The sequence below is a fragment of the Pseudomonas sp. Z1-12 genome, assembly GCF_051132015.1.
GTDB lineage: Bacteria > Pseudomonadota > Gammaproteobacteria > Pseudomonadales > Pseudomonadaceae > Aquipseudomonas > Aquipseudomonas zanjanensis.
The window spans coordinates 4,673,472-4,692,067 of sequence record NZ_CP071647.1 but is presented as its reverse complement, the minus strand read 5'-3'; the positions used below and the strand labels follow the sequence as shown (position 1 = coordinate 4,692,067).

Annotated in this window: 14 protein-coding genes; 10 read left to right on the top strand and 4 right to left on the bottom strand. The window is 62.5% G+C overall.

Annotated features, from left to right (window positions below; all coding sequences use genetic code 11):
* Positions 1 to 184: 184 nt before the first annotated feature.
* The 4 genes from J3P85_RS20245 to J3P85_RS20230 form a co-directional block, all read right to left on the bottom strand.
* Positions 185 to 511 (bottom strand): DUF6124 family protein, encoded by a 327-nt coding sequence (locus J3P85_RS20245; protein ID WP_434703193.1) that lies wholly within the window; start codon positions 509 to 511, stop codon positions 185 to 187.
* Positions 512 to 1,070: 559 nt separating this feature from the next.
* Positions 1,071 to 2,465, bottom strand: coding sequence for an efflux transporter outer membrane subunit (locus J3P85_RS20240; RefSeq protein WP_434703192.1), 1,395 nt, complete (start codon positions 2,463 to 2,465; stop codon positions 1,071 to 1,073).
* Between the two features lie 10 nt (positions 2,466 to 2,475).
* On the bottom strand, positions 2,476 to 4,446 hold the full coding sequence (locus tag J3P85_RS20235) for a MacB family efflux pump subunit (RefSeq protein WP_434703191.1): 1,971 nt from the start codon (positions 4,444 to 4,446) through the stop codon (positions 2,476 to 2,478).
* Positions 4,447 to 5,595, bottom strand: a complete 1,149-nt coding sequence (locus J3P85_RS20230) for an efflux RND transporter periplasmic adaptor subunit (protein WP_434703190.1) — start codon at positions 5,593 to 5,595, stop codon at positions 4,447 to 4,449.
* A 460-nt stretch (positions 5,596 to 6,055) separates the two neighbouring features.
* Here J3P85_RS20230 and J3P85_RS20225 point away from each other — a divergent pair, with 460 nt between their 5' ends.
* The 10 genes from J3P85_RS20225 to J3P85_RS20180 all read left to right on the top strand — a co-directional run bounded on the left by J3P85_RS20225 (position 6,056) and on the right by J3P85_RS20180 (position 18,412).
* The gene (locus J3P85_RS20225; RefSeq protein ID WP_186708687.1) at positions 6,056 to 6,538 is read left to right on the top strand and encodes a sigma-70 family RNA polymerase sigma factor; all 483 of its coding nucleotides are present in this window, start codon (positions 6,056 to 6,058) and stop codon (positions 6,536 to 6,538) included.
* Between the two features lie 146 nt (positions 6,539 to 6,684).
* Positions 6,685 to 8,019: a lysine N(6)-hydroxylase/L-ornithine N(5)-oxygenase family protein gene (locus J3P85_RS20220; protein ID WP_434703189.1), complete on the top strand. Its 1,335-nt coding sequence runs from the start codon at positions 6,685 to 6,687 to the stop codon at positions 8,017 to 8,019.
* A 391-nt stretch (positions 8,020 to 8,410) separates the two neighbouring features.
* A complete protein-coding gene (locus J3P85_RS20215; protein ID WP_434703188.1) occupies positions 8,411 to 11,632 on the top strand; it encodes an ATP-binding protein in 3,222 nt (1,073 codons plus the stop codon).
* Positions 11,633 to 11,902: 270 nt separating this feature from the next.
* Positions 11,903 to 12,337: a response regulator gene (locus J3P85_RS20210; protein ID WP_434703186.1), complete on the top strand. Its 435-nt coding sequence runs from the start codon at positions 11,903 to 11,905 to the stop codon at positions 12,335 to 12,337.
* Between the two features lie 117 nt (positions 12,338 to 12,454).
* Positions 12,455 to 13,069, top strand: a complete 615-nt coding sequence (locus J3P85_RS20205; protein WP_434703185.1) for a response regulator — start codon at positions 12,455 to 12,457, stop codon at positions 13,067 to 13,069.
* 228 nt (positions 13,070 to 13,297) lie between these two features.
* Positions 13,298 to 14,164: a pirin family protein gene (locus J3P85_RS20200; RefSeq protein ID WP_434703184.1), complete on the top strand. Its 867-nt coding sequence runs from the start codon at positions 13,298 to 13,300 to the stop codon at positions 14,162 to 14,164.
* Between the two features lie 209 nt (positions 14,165 to 14,373).
* The gene (locus J3P85_RS20195) at positions 14,374 to 15,816 is read left to right on the top strand and encodes a mechanosensitive ion channel domain-containing protein (RefSeq protein WP_434703183.1); all 1,443 of its coding nucleotides are present in this window, start codon (positions 14,374 to 14,376) and stop codon (positions 15,814 to 15,816) included.
* Positions 15,817 to 16,110: 294 nt separating this feature from the next.
* On the top strand, positions 16,111 to 16,551 hold the full coding sequence (locus J3P85_RS20190) for a carboxymuconolactone decarboxylase family protein (RefSeq protein ID WP_053123536.1): 441 nt from the start codon (positions 16,111 to 16,113) through the stop codon (positions 16,549 to 16,551).
* Positions 16,552 to 16,803: 252 nt separating this feature from the next.
* A complete protein-coding gene (locus J3P85_RS20185) occupies positions 16,804 to 17,226 on the top strand; it encodes an HPF/RaiA family ribosome-associated protein (RefSeq protein ID WP_250963153.1) in 423 nt (140 codons plus the stop codon).
* Between the two features lie 10 nt (positions 17,227 to 17,236).
* Positions 17,237 to 18,412: a hypothetical protein gene (locus J3P85_RS20180; protein ID WP_434703182.1), complete on the top strand. Its 1,176-nt coding sequence runs from the start codon at positions 17,237 to 17,239 to the stop codon at positions 18,410 to 18,412.
* Positions 18,413 to 18,596: the final 184 nt, after the last annotated feature.

The window sequence follows — 18,596 nt, the reverse complement described above, 5'->3', positions numbered from 1 at the left end:
TGTGGCGAGGGAGCTTGCTCCCGCTGGGCTGCGAAGCGGCCCCAAAACCAGCCACCTCAAAAACATCTGACCCACCGAGGTGCTTGCCATTGGGGGCTGCTGCGCCCGAGGCGTCGGACCGGCCCAGCGGGAGCAAGCTCCCTCGCCACAGGTGTCACTTGGCTTGAGATTTGTTGTGAAGGTTTTATCGCGGCGCGGCGATGTCCAGGGCGCGGTTCGCCAGCAGCTCACTCAGCTCGACCATCTGCTGGATCGCCAAGGCAAAACTTCGCCGTGCGCCTTCCAGATCAAAGGCCAGTTCGTTGGCCATGACGTTGACCGAGGCGAGGGTTTCGCTGAGGTTGGCCAGCAGGCATTCCAGGTCCGCACTCTCTGCAACGGTGAACAACTGGTCCGGTGGTGGCTTGGGTGTTTCAGGCTTGGGGTCGAGGTAGTAGGCGAGGGCGCGGTCGGCGGCTTCGTCGAGTTTCTTGGAATCGTCTGCGGGAGGGTTGGGGGTGATCTTGAACATGGTGCAGCTCCTGGTTATTTACAAGGCGTTGCCAGACATCACTTGCAGATGATGGGTGGCAGCTATGCGCGGGTCTGCAAGACCGGGAAACCAGGAACCCGGCAGACCCGAAGGTCTCCCGCACACAGCCGCCATTGAGCGACACGGATGTGTCGATTGGCTTGTGGCTATGCGCCTGGTATTTCGTCGGGCTTGCAGACCCGATCACTGATGGGCAGTGACAGGGAACAAGTTATCGATGGGAGGTTAGGCGCACAAGCCGGCGGATTCTGGCGTAGTTGTAGGCAATGACGCAAGGCAACGTAGCCTCGCTCGGGAGTCCTACATGGCCCGATAAACAGAGCCCAAGGCGAACACCGTTTATGAAGCTTGGGACTTATCCGTGGCGAGGGAGCTTGCTCCCGCTGGGCTGCGAAGCGGCCCCCAAAGCCAGTCACCCCAAAACACCTGACCCACCGAGGTGCTGGCCATTGGGGCTGCTGCGCAGCCCAGCGGGAGCAAGCTCCCTCGCCACAGGGGATAACCTTAGCCACACTGGTTTTGAAGGTGTGTTTGGGGCCTACATCACCCGCCAACCCCCACCCAACGCCTTGTACAACGCCACGCTCGCCTGCACCCGCGCCAATCGCAATTGCACGTTCATGTCCTGGGCGGCGTACAACGTGCGTTGGGTTTCCAGTACCGTGAGCAAATCTTCGGCGCCGGCCTGGTAGCGGCGTTGGGCGATGTCGAAGGCGGTCTGGGCCTGGTGCAGTTCTTCGCTTTGCCATTGCCGTTGGCGGTCGAGGCCGTGGATGCCGTTCAGGGCTTTTTCGACGTCGGCGAAGCCGTTGATGATGGCGGCGCGATAGAGCTCCAGCAGTTCCTCCTGGCGGGCGCTGGCTTTGTCCCGTTCGGCCTTCAGGCGGCCGTTGTTGAAGATCGGCGCGGCCAGGCCAGCGGTGAGGTTGTAGACGTTGTTGCGTAGCAACTGGTCGGCGATGTCGGCGCCGGCGGCGAGGCTCAGGCCCAGGGTCATGGTGGGCAGCATGGCGGCGCGGGCCACGGCAATGTCGGCCTGGGCGGCGGCGAGGCGGGCTTCGGCGGCGGCGATGTCGGGGCGGCGGCGCAGCAGTTCGCTGGGCACGCCGGCGTCGATGGCGGGCCAATGCAGGCGGTCGAAACTGTCGTCGTCGAGCCTGACCGACTGCACCGGTTGCCCCAGCAGCGTCGCCAGGGTGATCAACGCTTCGCGGGCTTGTTGTTGCACTTGCGGCACGCGGCGTTGCTGGGCCGCTACCAGGCTTTTTTGCTGGGACAGTTCCAGGGCCGTGGCGCTGCCGGCGTCGTAGCGGGTCTGCACCAGATCGAGCACACGCTGGGCGTTGTCCAGGTTTTGTTCGGCAATGCGCTGTTGCTCGCGCAGGGACAACGCCTGGGTGTAGCTGTTGGCGACGCCGCTGAGCAGGGTCAACTCAACGGTTGCGCGGTCGAACTGGCTGGCCGACAACGTCTTTAATGCACTGTCCCGGGCCGCCCGTTTGCCGCCCCAGAAGTCCAGCTCATAGGTGGCGCTGAGATTGGCGTCGTAGTAGTCGATGGTCCGGTTGTTTCGATCCACGTCCAACTGGCTGTAGCCTCTGCCGCGCAACAATTCCTGGCGATTGCCGTTGAGCCCCGCCGTGACCGCTGGCAGCAATGGCGCGCCGGCGATCACGGCGCTGGCCTCGGCCTGGCGCACCCGGGCCATGGCGGCGGCCAGGTCGTGGCTGTCCAGGCGCGCCTGCTCGATCAAGCGATTCAATTGCGGGCTGCCGAAGTGCGTCCACCATTGCAGGTTTATCGCTTGGGCGCTGGGTGTATCGAGGTTCTGCCAAGCCTGGGGCGGTTGAATGCCGCTGTCCGGCGTCGATAATGGGGTGGCGCAGGCCGCCAGCAACAGGCTGGCGGCCAGGAGGGTCAGGTGCGCTTTCATAAAGTGGGGTTCATTCACTGGTGAGGGCCGCGACCGGGTCGAGGCGGGCGGCCTTGCGGGCAGGCATGAAGCCGAAGACAACGCCGGTGACCAGGGCGCAGCCAAAGGCGCCGAACACCGCCAGCCATTCGAAGGCCACGGCGATCTTGCCCAGCAACAGGGCGCCACCCACCAGCAGGGCCAGGCCGATACCGGCGAACCCGCCGACCACCGAGAGCATCACCGCTTCGGTGAGGAATTGGCGCAGGATGTCCCGTTGACGGGCGCCGGTGGCCATGCGGATACCGATCTCGCGAGTGCGTTCGCGCACGGTCATGAGCATGATGTTCATCACGCCGATGCCGCCCACCAACAGCGAAATAGCCGCGATAGCGCCGAGCATCAGCGACAGCGTGCCTTGGGTGCGGGCTTCGGCCTGGATCATCGCGGCGTTGTTGGTCAGCTCGAAATCCTGCTTGCCGTCGTGCAGGCGCAACAGCGTCCGGGAAACGGCTTGCTCGGCCTCCTGGACCTTGCCGGCGTCCCGGGCGGCGATCACCACGTATTCGGGATGGCGGGTGCCGAACAGCCGCACGCTGGCGGCGGAGTATGGGATGGCGACGCGATTGTCGGCGTCCGAATCCCCGGAGCTGGCGCCTTTTTCCGCCAGTACGCCGACTACCTGGAATGGCATGTTCTCGATCAGGATGTAACGGCCGATGGGGTCGGCGACGTCCTTGAGCAGTTTCTCCCGGACCTTGTGGCCGACCACCGCCACCGCCGCGGCGCCGCGTTCGTCGGCATCGGTAAAGTAGCTGCCCTCGGCCACTGGCCAATTGAAGATGATCGGGAAGTTGGTGTCGTTGCCGCCGACGTAGCTGGTGTGGTCGAGGTTGCCGAAACGCACGCTGGCTTCGGCGCCGTTGACCGGCATGATGCGCTGCACCTCGGGCAGGGCGGCGAGGGCAGCCAGGTCGTATTCGCTGATGATGCCCTTGGTGGCGCGCGGCGAGGGCGCGCTGCCGTTGAGGTAGATGATGTTCGAGCCGAAGGCGCCCATCTGCGCCATGACCTGGCGCTTGCTGCCTTCGCCCACGGCCAGCATCACCACCACCGAGGCCACGCCGATGACAATGCCAAGCAAGGTCAGGGCGGTGCGAAAGCGGTTGATCCACATCACCCGCCACGCCGCTTGCACCGCGTCCACCAATTCGCCTTTCCAGGCACCGTTGTGTTCGCTGCCGGCACTCAGGCGCTGGCGCAGGTCCACGGCTTGCAATGCCTTTGGGTTGGCGTGCACCTCGTGCGGCAAAGCGGTGGCGCTGTCGCTGATGATCAGCCCATCGCGAATTTCGATGATGCGCTTGGCCCGGGCCGCCACTTCGCGGTCGTGGGTGATCAGGATCACCACGTGGCCCTGGCTCGCCAGTTCGTCGAGCAAGGCCATGACCTCGATGCCGCTCTGGCTGTCGAGGGCGCCGGTGGGCTCGTCGGCGAGGATGATGTGGCCACCGTTCATCAAGGCCCGGGCAATCGACACCCGTTGCTGCTGCCCGCCGGAGAGTTGATGGGGGCGGTTGCCGGTGCGGCTGGCCAGGCCGAGGCGGTCAAGCAGGGCGCTGGCCCGGGCGTGGCGCTCGGCGGCGGAAGTGCCGGCATAGATCGCCGGCATCTCGACGTTTTCCTGGGCGGTGCCGGAGGGAATCAGGTGATAGCCCTGGAACACGAAACCGAACGCTTCGCGCCGCAGCCAGGCCAATTCATCGCTGCCCAGATTGGCGACGTCTTCGCCCGCGAAACGGTACTCGCCGCAGGTGGGGCGGTCGAGGCAGCCAAGGATGTTCATCAAGGTGGATTTACCGGAGCCGGACGCCCCGACAATCGCCAGGAACTCCCCGGCGTGAATGGCCAAGTCGATGCCGCGCAGCACCTCCACCCGAGGGCTGTCGCCGCCGCCGTAGGCCTTGCGAATGTCCCGCAGTTCGATCAGGGGCGTGTTCATTCAGCCTCCGCTGCCGCTGGCCGAGCCGATCAGCACCCGGTCGCCTTCGCTCAGGCCGTCGAGAATCTGCGTGCGCAGGCGATCACTGACGCCCGTGCGAACGGTGCGCGGCTGGACATCGCCATTGTCGGCCAGCACCTGCACCTGATTGGAGTCCTGTAGGGCAGCGATGGGCACGGTCAGCACGTCCTTGGCTTGGGCGGCAACGAAAAACACCTGGGCGGTCATGTCGGTCATCAAGGCGCGGTCGGCGTTGTCCACGTCCAGCAACACGGTGTAGAGCACCACCCGTTCGCTGCCGCTGCGGCCACCGGTGGGGCTGCCGCCCTGGCTGGCTTCCAGCGGGCGCGGCGGCACCGGGAGGATCTGGCGCACGGTGCTGCTCCAGCGCCGGTTGCCGCCGGCCAGGGTGGTGAAGTAAGCGGTCATGCCCGGCTTGACGTGGCCAATATCGGCTTCCGACACTTCGGCCCAGACCGTCATCGGCGACAGTCGGGCGATGCGCAGGATCAACGGCGTCTGCTGCTGGGCGTTGAGGGTCTGGCCTTCCCGGGCGCCGACGGCGACCACGGTGCCGCTCATCGGCGCATAGATGCGTGTGTAGCCCAACTCGGCCTCGTCGCTGCGCAGGCTGGCCTGGGCCTGGCGAATCTGGGCCTGGAACATGTCGATGCGTGCCTGGGTCGCGCGCACTTCGGCCTGGGCGGTCTGCACGTCTTCCTCGCGGGTGGCGCCACCGGCCTTGAGTTGCTGCTGGCGACGGAATTTCTGTTGCGCCAGGTCGTGCTGGGCACGTTGCTCCTGAAGCTGGGCCTTGAGGTTTTCGATGGAAAAGCGCCCGGCATCAAGCTTGGCTTTTTGCGTGGACGGGTCGATTTCCACCAGCAACTGGCCTTCACGGACCTCGTCGCCGGCTTCCACGTGAATCTTCTGGATCTGCCCGGACGCCTGGGCGCCGACGTCGACATAACGCCGCGGTTGCAAGGTGCCCAGGGCGGTGACGCTGCTTTCGATATCGCCCCGGGTGACGGGGGCAGTGGCCAGGGGCTCACGACTTGGCGCGACCGCTTGCCACGCGGCGAAGGCCACGGCCGGAAGCAGGGCGAAGGTGAGAAGCCAGGCGCGTCGGGTAGGGCGGGGACGTTTCATGCAGGGTTCCGGCCGGTGATATCGGGCCCGTCGCACGGAGGGCCGGGACGGGAGGCTGTTCTGGTAGACGAGCGTTCCGGGCGGGAATTTACTGGTGTGAAACACTTGGTAGCAGGTTGGAAAAAATCAATCGCAGCGCCACAGCCCCTGTGGCGAGGGAGCTTGCTCCCGCTGGGGCGCGAAGCGGCCCTAAAACCTGAATCCCGGTTATGTCAGATTCAATGGTGTTACCTGCCTTGGGCCTGCTGCGCAGGCCAGCGGGAGTAAGCTCCCTCGCCACAAAAGCAATACCTGGCGGCAGTTGAAGTAAACGAATCAGCCTTGATACAAACCAACGCTTTAAATCTATATGAGAATTACTATAAATTACGCGATTGAATCTGCCACTATCGTGCCATGCCCTTTTCAGGCATGCCGGGTGGCACAAGGATAGCTGTCGCAGTCATTGCGCACGGGAGTCATGTTGGAAAACTACTATCGCGAGCTGGTGTGTTTCCTGAACGCCAGGCTAGGCAACCGCCAGGCGGCCGAGGATGTGGTGCATGACGCTTATGTGCGGGTGCTGGAGCGTGCCAGCGACACGCCCATCGAACAGCCGCGGGCGTTCCTCTACCGCACGGCGCTGAACCTGGTGATCGACGGGCATCGGCGCAATACCCTGCGTCAGGTCGAATCCCTGGATGTGCTGGACAGTGAAGAACGCTTCTTCACCCCATCGCCCCATATCAGCTTCGACCATGGCCAGCGCCTGGACATGCTGCAGCGTGCCCTGGCCGAGCTGCCGCCGCTGTGTCGCGAGAGTTTCCTGCTACGCAAGCTCGAAGGCCTGTCCCATCCGCAGATCGCCGAGCGCCTGGGCATTTCCCGGGCGCTGGTGGAAAAACACATCGTCAACGCCATGAAGCACTGCCGCGTTCGCGTGCGACAGTGGGACGCGCCCTGATTCGATCGTCACCGGTCACCCGGCGGTAAATTTTTTTTCATTGTCCTCGTTCCTCTCAACAGACGACTTGCCGGCGCCTCGAACGCCGGTCAGGTTCCCCAGGCTTTTCGTGCCCTGTTGAGGGGCTTTTCCAGAGGACACTGGACATGACACAGGCAATTGCATCGCCCATCGTTCACGACTTGATCGGCATTGGCTTCGGCCCCTCGAACCTGGCGCTGGCCATCGCGCTGCAGGAGCGGGGGCCGGCCCAGGGTGAACTGGACGTGTTGTTCCTCGACAAGCAGGCCGACTACCGCTGGCACGGCAACACCCTGGTGACCCAGAGCGAGTTGCAGATTTCCTTCCTCAAGGACCTGGTGACCCTGCGCAACCCCACCAGCCCGTATTCGTTCGTCAATTACCTCAAGCACCACGGCCGCCTGGTGGATTTCATCAACCTTGGCACCTTCTACCCGTGCCGCATGGAGTTCAATGACTACCTGCGCTGGGTGGCCGGACACTTCACCGAGCAGAGCCGTTATGGCGAGGAAGTGCTGCGCATCGAACCGGTGCTGCATAACCAACAGGTCGAAGCGCTGCGGGTGATTTCCCGCGATGTCCAGGGCGAAGAGTTGATCCGCACCACCCGCTCTCTGGTGGTCAGTGCCGGCGGCACCGCGCGCATCCCCGAGGCGTTCAAGGCGTTCAGGGATGATGCGCGGGTGTTCCACCACTCCCAGTACCTGGAGCGCATGGCGAGCCAGCCGTGCGTGAAGGGCCAGCCGATGAACATCGCCATCATCGGCGGCGGGCAGAGCGCGGCGGAGGCCTTTATCGACCTCAACGACAGCTTCCCTTCGGTACAGGTCGACATGATCCTGCGCGGCTCGGCCCTCAAACCGGCGGATGACAGCCCGTTCGTCAACGAAGTGTTCTCTCCGGAATTCACCGACCTGGTGTTCCAGCAACCCCACAGCGAGCGCGAGCGGTTGGTCAACGAGTACCACAACACCAACTATTCGGTGGTGGACATCGACCTGATCGAACGCATCTACGGGATTTTTTACCGTCAGAAAGTCTCCGGCATCGCCCGTCATGCGTTCCGCACCCTCACCACAATTGAGAAAGCCACGGCCACCGACGCGGGCGTGGAACTGGCGGTGCGCAACAACGCCACGGGCGAGCTGACGGTGCGCCGTTATGACGCCGTGGTCTTGGCCACCGGTTACGAGCGGCAGATGCACCGCACCCTGCTGGAGCCACTGGCGCAGTACCTGGGGGATTTCGAGGTGGATCGCAACTACAAGTTGATCACCGACGAGCGCTGCAAGGCGGCGATCTACATGCAGGGCTTCTGCCAGGCCAGCCATGGCCTGAGCGACACCCTGTTATCGATCCTGCCGGTGCGTGCCGATGAAATTGCCGGCTCGCTGTATGAACATGGGAACAATCGTGGGCAGGCGCGTCCGGTGCGCGATCGGTTGCTCGCCGCTGTGTAGGCCCACAGGTATCAAGTCACTGCAGGAAATCTACAGCCAACCCCACCCTTTTGTGGGAGCGCTCAGGTCACTCGCAAGAAATCCATCAGCCAACGCCCCCCTTGTGGGAGCGAGCTTGCTCGCGATTGCGTCGGTTCAGTCGGCATTGATGTGACTGACACGACGCCATCGCGAGCAAGCTCGCTCCCACAGGTCTGGGTCCTGGTAATTGCCTCAAGGCACTCGCAGGAAATTCTTCAGAAACTTCCTACACTCATGTCATGCGTCTGTTCGACAGGCGCATCGACGGTTCGCTGTTCCCTCGTATTGGCAGTCTGAACCCCCAACCGGTCACCCTGACTGAAGTCGGTGGTTTCCGGGCCGACTACGCCACGCGAAACACCTCGAACAGATGAAGCTCCTTCTACGCACGGGCCTGGTGGCGCTGCTGCTGGGCTCATTGGGTATGGCGCCACAGGTGGGCGCGGCGCCTGAGTCGTTGCAGGTGCTCGGGCGCTCCCATGTGGATGATTATTCGGTGTCCCTCGACGCCGCCGACTGGGGCTGGTTGCGCCAGAAGGGCACGTTGCTGCTGGGCGCCTCGGCGCCGGACTATGCGCCTTTCAGCATCACCGGCAATGGCCTCGACTACGAAGGCCTGACTGCGGACTACGCACAATTGCTGGGGCAACTCCTGCACATCAAGGTGCAGGTCCAGCGCTACCCGTCCCGTGCCGAATCGCTCCAGGCCCTGCGTGGCGGTGAGATCGACCTGCTCGGCACCGCCAATGGCTTCGAAGCCGCCGATCCGGACCTGGCAATGTCCCAGGCCTATGCCGATGACTTGCCCACCCTCGTGGCCCGCATCGACGACAGCCAGGATTTGCCCACGGACCTGGCCGGCAAGCGCGTGGCGATGCTCTATCACTACTTGCCGCCGGAGACGGTCGAGGCGTTTTATCCCGACGCTGCCTTTCAATTGTTTCCCTCGACCTTGAGCGCCATCGGAGCCGTGGCGTTCGGTCAGGCCGACGTCTACCTGGGAGACTCGATCAGTTCCAATTACCTCATCAGCAAGAATTACCTGAACAACGTCCAACTGGCCGATTTCTCGCGCCTGGAGGTGCAGCCGTTCGCCTTTGCGGTCAGCCGCGACAATGCGCGGATGCTGCGCATCGTCAACGCCGCGCTGCAAGCCATTCCTGCCAGCGAACGCATGACCATCCTGCGGCGCTGGAGCGCCGGCGGGGCGAGCATGCCGGGGCAGCAGGCCTTGCATTTCAGCGTCAAGGAACAGCGTTGGTTGGACGCTCATCCGCGGATCAAGGTGGCGGTCAACGAAAACTTCCTGCCGCTGACGTTCTTCGACGAGCAAGGCCATTTGCGCGGCATCGGCGCCGATGTGCTGGCCCGGATCAGCTTGCGCACCGGTTTGAAATTCGATGTGCAGCGGGGCGATTCGGTTGACGATTTGATCGGCCAGATCAAGAGCGGCAAGGCCGATGTCTTGGCCACCGCCATCCCCAGCGCCGAACTCGAAGACGAGCTGCGTTTTACCCGACCCTACCTGGCGAACCCGTTCGTATTGGTGGTGCCGCTCAGGGCCAAGGCGCTGACCCTGGACCACATGGCCGGCAAGCGCCTGGCGCTGGTGCGTGGCAACGTGCTGCGGGAGTTGCTGCTGGAGCAGTTCCCACGGGTGCAATTGGTGGCGGCGCAGAACGCGGCCGACGCCATGGCCATGGTCGCCGCCGGCACGGCGGACGCGGCGATCAATCCACTGATCAGTGCCCGCTACATGATCTCCCGCCAGTACCGCGACACCCTGCAAGTCACCAGCACCGTGGGCACCTTGCCCGCGTACGTTGCGCTGGCGACGAACCCGGACGCCTTGGCGCTTCATTCGATCCTGGACAAGGCGCTGTTGAGCATTTCGCCCGAGGAAATGGACGAGCTGACCAACCGCTGGCGCAGTGAAGTGGTGATCGACAACAGTTATTGGCTGCGCAACCGCACCACGATTCTCCAGGGTTTTGCCGTGGCTGCGCTGCTGTTGCTGGTGGCCTTGGGCTGGGGCGTTTATCTGCGGCGGCTGCTGGAACAGTTGCGTGTGGCCAAGGAAAGCGCCGACGAGGCCAATCGGGCCAAGACCACCTTCGTGGCGACCATGAGCCATGAAATCCGCACGCCGATGAATGCGGTGATCGGCCTGTTGGAGCTGGCCATGAAAAAAGCCGACCAGGGCATCGTGGACCGCTTCGCCATCGAAGTCGCGTCGGGCGCCGCCCATGGCATGCTGGACTTGATCGGCGACATCCTCGACATCGCCCGCATCGAGTCGGGCAAGCTGTCGCTGGCGCCGCAACGGGCCAATCTAAGGGGGTTGATCGAGTCGGTGGCGCGGATCTTCGAGGGCCTGGCCTGGCAGAAACACTTGCGTTTGCACTGGGTACTGGATGCTACGGTCGATTGCGACGTGTTGGTCGATCCGTTGCGCTTCAAGCAGGTCGTCTCGAACCTGCTGAGCAACGCCATCAAGTTCACCGACCAGGGCGAAGTGCGCCTGAGTGTGCGCGGCGAGTTGAACCCTGAGCACAAACACTTGGGCATTTGCCTGCGGGTCGAGGACACCGGTTGCGGTATTTCCCCCGAGGACCAGCGCCGCCTGTTCAGCCCCTTTACCCAGGCCGGCCATCACCCCCAGTCGGCCCGCAGCGGTTCCGGGTTGGGGTTGGTCATCAGCCGCACGTTATGCGAGATGATGGGCGGCACCCTGGCATTACACAGCGTGCCAGGGAAGGGCACGCAGGTCGAAGTCTTGCTGGACTTGCCGATACTCGACGCGCTGTCGACGCTGCCGCCCAGCCAGGACGAGGCGCCGCTGCCGGTCCGGGCGCTGAGTATCCTGGTGGTCGACGACTACCCGGCCAACCGCTTGCTGCTGTCTCAGCAACTGGGCTACCTGGGCCATCGTGTCCAGGAGGCACAGAACGGTATCGACGGCCTGCAGGCTTGGCGCAGCGAACATTTCGATGTGGTCATCACCGACTGCAACATGCCCTTGATGAGCGGCTACGAACTGGCCCGGGCTATTCGCGACGAAGAGCGCGAGCGCAACCTGTCGCCGGTGGTGATCCTGGGGTTCACGGCCAACGCCCAGCCTGAGGAAAAGCAGCGCTGCGCCGAAGCCGGGATGGACGATTGCCTGTTCAAGCCCATCGGCCTCAAGGCACTCAATGCGCACCTGGCCTCGGTCACGCCGGATGCGCTGGCGCCCCGGCCCAGCGATGGCATCGACCTGACCGGCCTGGAACAACTGACCGGCGGTGACGTGACGGCCATCAAGGCGTTGCTGGAAGAACTGGTCAGCAGCAATGTCGAAGATCAAGTCCGACTGCTGCACTTGGCCACCCGACAAGACTTGCCGGGCCTGGCGGACCTGGCGCACCGGATCAAGGGCGGGGCGCGGATCATCCAGGCGCAACGCCTGATTGCTGCCTGCGAGGCGCTGGAAGAGGCTTGCCGAGAAGGCAACGTGTCGCTACTCACCGAAGCCGTGGAAAACCTACGCCAAGCCATCGACCATCTGGCCGAACAACTGAAAACCTACATGGAAGGGGTTGGAACCAAGTAGGAACTGTAGGAGCCGTAGGAGCTGACGAGTGCAACGAGGCTGCGATCTTTCCCCAGACACTTGAATCCCAAGCGAAAGGTCAAAGATCGCAGGCTTCGCCAGCTCCTACAGAATTCGAGCAAAAAGATAAATGCCTTCGCCACAAGGGCTTCGTCTGGCTTCATTTTAGGAATAGTCCTACATCGCCCTTCAAACACTTCCTCTAGCCTGAGCGCCCTTAATGTTCTTGAGCCGGTGCCTACCTGGCGCGTTGCTATTGGAAAGCTTGCCATGCCGAACAAAGCACTTCGTATCCTGATTGCCGACACTCAACACACCCATCGAATCGTGCTGGAGCGTCTGTTCAATCAACAAGGCTACTTCCGGATTGTCCCCGTGAGCCATTTGCAAGAGTTGCTGACGCTGGTGGAGTACGGCAGCGAGCCGTTCGACCTGATTGTCGTCAACGCGCAGTTGGCAGGCGAGGCGCTGGATTTGCACGATTTTGTTGTCTATAACCCACAGGTTCGCCACGGGATGCTTTACAACGCGCAACCGGCCAGTCAGTCGCCGGCGCTTGTCGCGCGTCGATCGAACCTGCATCTGAGCCCGGCGCCACTGCCGGACCTCGCTTCGCTGCGGCGTTTGATGGAGCGGGTTGATCCTCAGGTCCCTGAGCCGTTGCAGGCGTGGGCGCGCGCCCTCAGGCAGGGTCATGGACACTGAACCCGACCGTTGGTCGGCACTGTCAGGTCTGACAGGTGGCAAGGCCTGGCACTTGTGCAAAAAGAGTCCGGTGCGGTCATGGCGCCGGTGCCGTTTGTATTGTTTTGGGGAGTTGCCTTGAAAGACGTGTTGATCGTGGATGACCACCCTGTCATACGAGGGGCGCTGAAGCTCATATGCCAGAGTGAGGCGTTCACCCACATCCGGGACGCCAGCGGCGCGGCCGATGCCAGGGCCCTCATCAAGGAACGTGCGCCAGACCTGGTGATCCTGGACCTGGTGATGAACGGTTTCGATGGCTTGGACCTGCTGGGCTGGATCATGGCCCAGTTTCCTGAATGCAGCGTGTTGGTGTTCACCTCCCAGGATGCACAGCACTTCTGCAACCGCTGCATCTCGGCCGGCGCTCGGGGTTTTGTGACCAAGAAAAGCGACCTGAAGGAGCTGACCAAGGCCATCCAGGCGCTGAAATCCGGTTATGCCTATTTCCCACAGATGCCTGTCCGGCTGGATTTCCTGCAACGCAGCGAGCAGCAGGCCTTGGAAAGCCTCTCCACCCGCGAGCTGTCCATCTTGCGGATGCTGTCCATGGGCATGCGTGGCAAGGACATCGCGCAAAGCCTGTTCCTGAGCCCGAAAACCGTCAGCACCTACAAGAGCCGCCTATTGGAAAAACTCGGCTTGCAATCCCTGGTGGGGCTGTCGGAGTTTGCCAAGCGCAATCACCTCTAAATGGACTGAACCCAAACCCTGTGGGAGCGAGCTTGCTCGCGATAGCGTCCTATCCGTCAATGCATCATTGACTGACAGACCGCTATCGCGAGCAAGCGCGCTCCCACAGGGTTTTATTGGTCGTTCTCTAAATGGAACGCTAAAGCCGGTTTTTGCCATCTAGTGCTTCAAGGGTGTCGGTTTTAAGCTATCTCCATCGAGTTGCAACACCTGATTTGGAGACACGGCATGAAAAACATCATCGGCCTCTACACCAGCCCGCGGCCCCATTGGGTCGGCGATGGCTTCCAGGTGCGCACGCTGTTTTCCTACGACAACCTGGGCAAGCACATCAGCCCGTTCCTGCTGCTGGACCACGCCGCCCCCACCGAATTCACGCCCACCACCGAGCGGCGTGGCGTCGGCCAGCACCCGCATCGTGGGTTCGAAACCGTGACCATCGTCTACCAGGGCGAACTGGAGCACCGTGATTCCACCGGCAGCGGTGGCAAGATCGGCCCCGGCGACGTGCAATGGATGACTGCCGCTTCCGGCATCATCCACGAAGAGTTCCACTCCGAAGCCTTTGCGCGGCAGGGCGGCTTCATGGAAATGGTCCAGCTGTGGGTCAACCTGCCCGCCAAGGACAAGATGGCCCCCGCCGGCTACCAGACGATCCTCAAGGGCGATATTCCGAACATTGCGCTGAAAGACAACGCCGGCAACCTGCGCCTGATCGCCGGGCGCTTCGAAGGACATCAAGGCCCGGCGCGAACCTTCACGCCCATCGACGTCTGGGACATTCGCTTGAATGCCGATAAGAACCTGACCCTTGACCTGCACGAAGGGCACAACACCGCCTTGGTGGTGCTGCGGGGCTCGGTCCAGGCCAATGGCCGCGAACGGATCGAGGCCGGACAGATGGCCCTGTTCGACCGGGCCGGCGACCAATTAAGCCTGCAAGCCAATAACGACGCGGTGGTGCTGCTGCTCAGTGGCGAGCCGATCGACGAGCCCATCGTCGGCCATGGTCCGTTCGTGATGAACAGTGAACAGGATATTCACCAGGCCTTCGAGGACTTCCATTCCGGACGCTTTGGCCGGATGCAAGACTGAACGCAAAAACCACAGCCACCCTGACTCCATTGTGAGAGCGAGCTTGTGTGGGAGCGAGCTCGCTCGCGATAGCGACCTGATAGTCGATGAATGATTGGCAGGTACACCGCTATCGCGAGCAAGCTCGCTCCCACAGGACTTGAGTGTGATCTCTACAGCGTCTTCAATCTGTGCCAATCTTCGCCAATCGCCCTCCTGGAGCTGTTCCGATGCTGTTTCTGATCTCCGAGCACCCGCTGCTCTGTGCCCTGGCGCTGCTGATGCTCGACCTGTTGATGTGGCACTTGGTCAGTGCGGATCGGATCTATTGGAAAGTCGGCGCAAGGCTGGTGATTTTTTCGCTGTTCAGCGTGCTGCTGTTCAACGAAGGCCTCAACCCCATGGTGCCGGCGCAGTGGGTCGACGATGTGCCTCGGCACCTGGCGGCGACCGGTTTGCAGATCACCTGGTGGCTGTTCGCCGCGCGAACCCTGACGGTGCTGATCGTGGCGGCGTTGATGCAACGGGTCGGCCACACCGGGCGCTTGTTGCAGGATTTGCTCGGCGCGGTGATTTTCCTCATCGCCGTCATCGCGGCACTTGCCTATGTGCTGGATCTGCCGGTCAAGGGCGTGCTGGCGACGTCCGGCGCAATGGCGATCATCGTTGGCCTGGCCTTGCAGAGCACACTCAGCGACGTGTTTTCCGGGATCGTGCTCAATACCACCAAGCCCTACCAAGTCGATGACTGGATTTCCATCGATGGCACCGAAGGCCGGGTCACCGACATCGACTGGCGTGCCACGCGATTGCAGACTTCCCAGGGCAGCATGGCGGTGATCCCCAACTCGCTGGCGGCGAAAGCCAAGATCGTCAACTTCAGCCGACCCAGCGACATGCATGGCTTGGCCATCAGTCTCCAGGTCAGCCCCCATGCGCGTCCGCAAAAAGTGATCGACGCGTTGGAGCGGGCAATGATCGGTTGCCGTGCGCTGCTTGCCACTCCGGCGCCTTGTGTCACGCTCAAAAGCACCGGTAGCGGCGGGGCGGAATACGAGATCAGCGGATTCGTGGCGTCGATGGGGCAGAAACGGGAGGTGCGCAATCAACTGTTCGACCTGGCGTTCCGGCATTTGCAAGCGTCGGGCGTGAGTCTGTTGTCCACCAGCGAAAGCACTGCCTCCATCGGCGTGTCGCGCCCTCGGGCGCTGCTGGAAAGCTCGAGCATTTTTTCGACGCTACGCCCGGACGAAAAAGATGTTTTCAGCCAGAACATGACATTACAAAGCTTCCGCGCCGGCGATGTGATCCTGGCGGCGGGAGAGGTCAGCGATCATCTGTTCATCATAGAATCCGGGGTGGTCAGCGTGACCCTCCTGCGCAACGGCCAGCCACTCGAGGGCGGACGCATGGGGCCGGGGGAGGTAATCGGCGAAGCCGGGATCGTCGCCGAGCAGGCGGCGCTGGCTAATTTTAACGCCAAGACCTTCTGCACCCTTTACCGCATCGAGAACAGCTACCTCAAGCCGTGCCTCGAGGCCCGTCGCGACATCAACGACGCGATGAAAAACCTGCTGGACGTACGCATGCACCTGGCCCAGAACCTGACCCGCGAAGCCCCCAAGCCGATCGTCAAGAAGCGTTTTTTGCAGTGGTTGCGTAGCCGGGCCTGACCTCTATCTCGAAGTCTCCACGGTCCCCTGTGGCGAGGGAGCTTGCTCCCGCTGGGTCGCGAAGCGGCCCCAAAACCCGCCGAATGCGATACACCAGGCACACCGCACCGGCCGGTTTACGACTGCTGCGCAGCCGAGCGGGAGCAAGCTCCCTCGCCACAAAGGCTTGCGTCCATTTCCAGGTTGAGCCGCAGCCTTCATTGGCCACCCGAACTTCCCAACAATTGGCTATTTGTACCGCGCCCCTGCACCGCTAACGTAGCGCTACACCCAATTGCTGTCCTGGAGTTCACCATGCAACCGCGCATCGATTTCTACACCGCTTCCCCCGACGCTTTCAAAGCCATGCTGGCCCTGGAAAACGCCGCCTCGAACCTGGGCCTGGAGAAGTCCCTGCTGGAGCTGGTCAAGCTGCGTTCCTCACAGATCAACGGCTGCGCCTTCTGCATCGACATGCACACCGCCGATGCCCGCAAGGACGGCGAGACCGAACGTCGTCTGTACGCCGTGACCGCCTGGCGTGAAGCGCCATTTTTCACCGGCCGCGAGCGCGCCGCACTGGCCTGGACCGAAGCCTTGACGCGCCTGAGCGACACCCACGCGCCGGACGCCGACTATGCCTTGCTGAGCGAACATTTCAGCCCCAAGGAAATGGTCGACCTGACCGTGGCGATCAACGCCATCAATGGTTGGAACCGCTTGGCGGTGGGCTTTCGCAAGATGCCTGAGGCCTGAGACGCCTCGATCCAGCAAGAACAAGCCCTGGGGAAGCCTCTGTGGGAGCGAGCCTGCTCGCGATAGCGGTCTGACAGTTCATGCACCATTGACTGATACACCGCCATCGCGAGCAAGCTCCCACAGTTGATCATCGAAACGCTTCCTCCCAGCCGCCCAGGCTCCAGTCATCCCGCGCTGGGAACTTCGCCCGTTTGATCTTCTTCTACCTACAACAGGCGGCGTCAGCCGTCTTTTGCAAAGGAGTCGATCATGCAAGTTCAAGTCAATAGCAACGATATCGAAGGCAGCGCCCGCCTGCAGGAGTGGGTGGGCGGTACGGTGGTGGACACACTGCAGCGTTTCGAGGGTCAACTGGCCCGGATTGAAGTTCATGTCAGCGATGAGAATGCCCAAAAGGGCGGCGCTGCCGACAAGCGCTGCCAGATCGAGGCACGCCTGCAAGGCCTCTCGCCGATGTCGGTCTCCCACAAGGCCGCAAGCCTCGAACTGGCCGTGGAGGGCGCCGCCGAAAAAATGCTGCACGCGCTCGATCATCAGATCGGCAAACTCAACCCCGCCGTCGAACCGATGGGACGCGTGACTGCGCCCACCGATGAAGCGCCACCCGAGGTGGTGGACGCGATGCTGGAGGAAGATTTCCTCGAAAACCAAGAGGCGCGTGGCAAAGAATAAGGAGGCGATCATGACCGCTCATCAACCTTTCAACCGGCAGGTATTGGCCGAACTCCTGGCGTTCGACGAACAGCCGAGCCTTTCGTTGTACATGCCCACGCACCGTACATTCCCTGAACGCAGCCAGGACCCGATTCGCTACAAGAACCTGGTGCGTGATCTGCAGACGCAACTGGAGCAACAGCACCCGGACCTTGACGGTGCGCCGTTGCTTCAGTCTTTTCACGCGTTGGTGGACGACCAGGACTTCTGGAACTCCAATCGGGACGGCATTGCGGTGTTCGGCGCCCGCGACTACTTCAAAGTCATTGCGGTGAATCAGCGCTTGCCGCAACGTGCCGTCGCCAACAGTCACCCTTATCTCAAGCCGTTGTTGCGGCTGGTCCAATCCACGGACCGTTATCAAGCACTGTGCCTGACCCGCAACGAAGTCTGGCTGTATGAAGGCTCCTCGGAGCAGCTAGAGAAAATCGAGCTGGCCGAGCAGGTGCCGCGCAACCAGAACGAGGCCCTGGGCGACGAGCTGACCCCGGGCAACCAACAGGGTTTTCCTAACGGTTTCAGCCGCAGTGGCGAGCGTGGCGATGCGATGATGCATGAGGCCGCCGGCGGCGGTAAGCAGGACGAAATCAACCTCGACCGCGAGCGCTTTTTCCGCGTCGTGGATAAAGCGATCCTGCAATACCATTCGCAACCTTCAGGGCTGCCGATGATCCTGGTGGCCCTGCCGGAAAACCAGGCCGTGTTCCGTGCCGTCAGCCACAACTCGCAACTGCTGGCCCAAGGGGTCGAGATTGACCCGTCCAGGCTTGGCGTCGAGGCGTTGCGTGTCCACTGCTCGAAGCTCATGGCCCACAGCTATGCCGATCACGTTGTCGACAGCTTGAATCGCTACGGCATCGCGGTGGGGCAGGGACGGGCACTGGATAACCTGGCCGACATCGCCAAGGCCGCCTGGGAAGGCCGCGTCGCGCTGCTGCTGGTGGAGGCCGAGCGCCAGGTTCCTGGCCAGCTCGACCCGGACAAGGGGCGGTTGCTGATTGACGAGAGCGGTGACGAACTGGCCCCGGATGTACTGGACGAACTGATCCTGGCCGTGACCCGGCAGGGGGGCGAAGTGGTGGTGATTCCACCCGAGCACGTGATGCCGACCGACACGGGCGCGGCGGCGGTGTGCCGGTTCTAGTTTAATCGCGGTTAGCGCTGGCCCCTGTGGGAGCGGGCTTGCTCGCGAAAGCGGCGTGTCAGGCGACATCATTCTCGAATGTGCTGCCGCCTTCGCGAGCAAGCCCGCTCCCACATTATTTTTATGTCAGGCGGTCGGACGGCGTTTGCTTCCTATTAATAGGAAGCATTACTATTCACGCCCC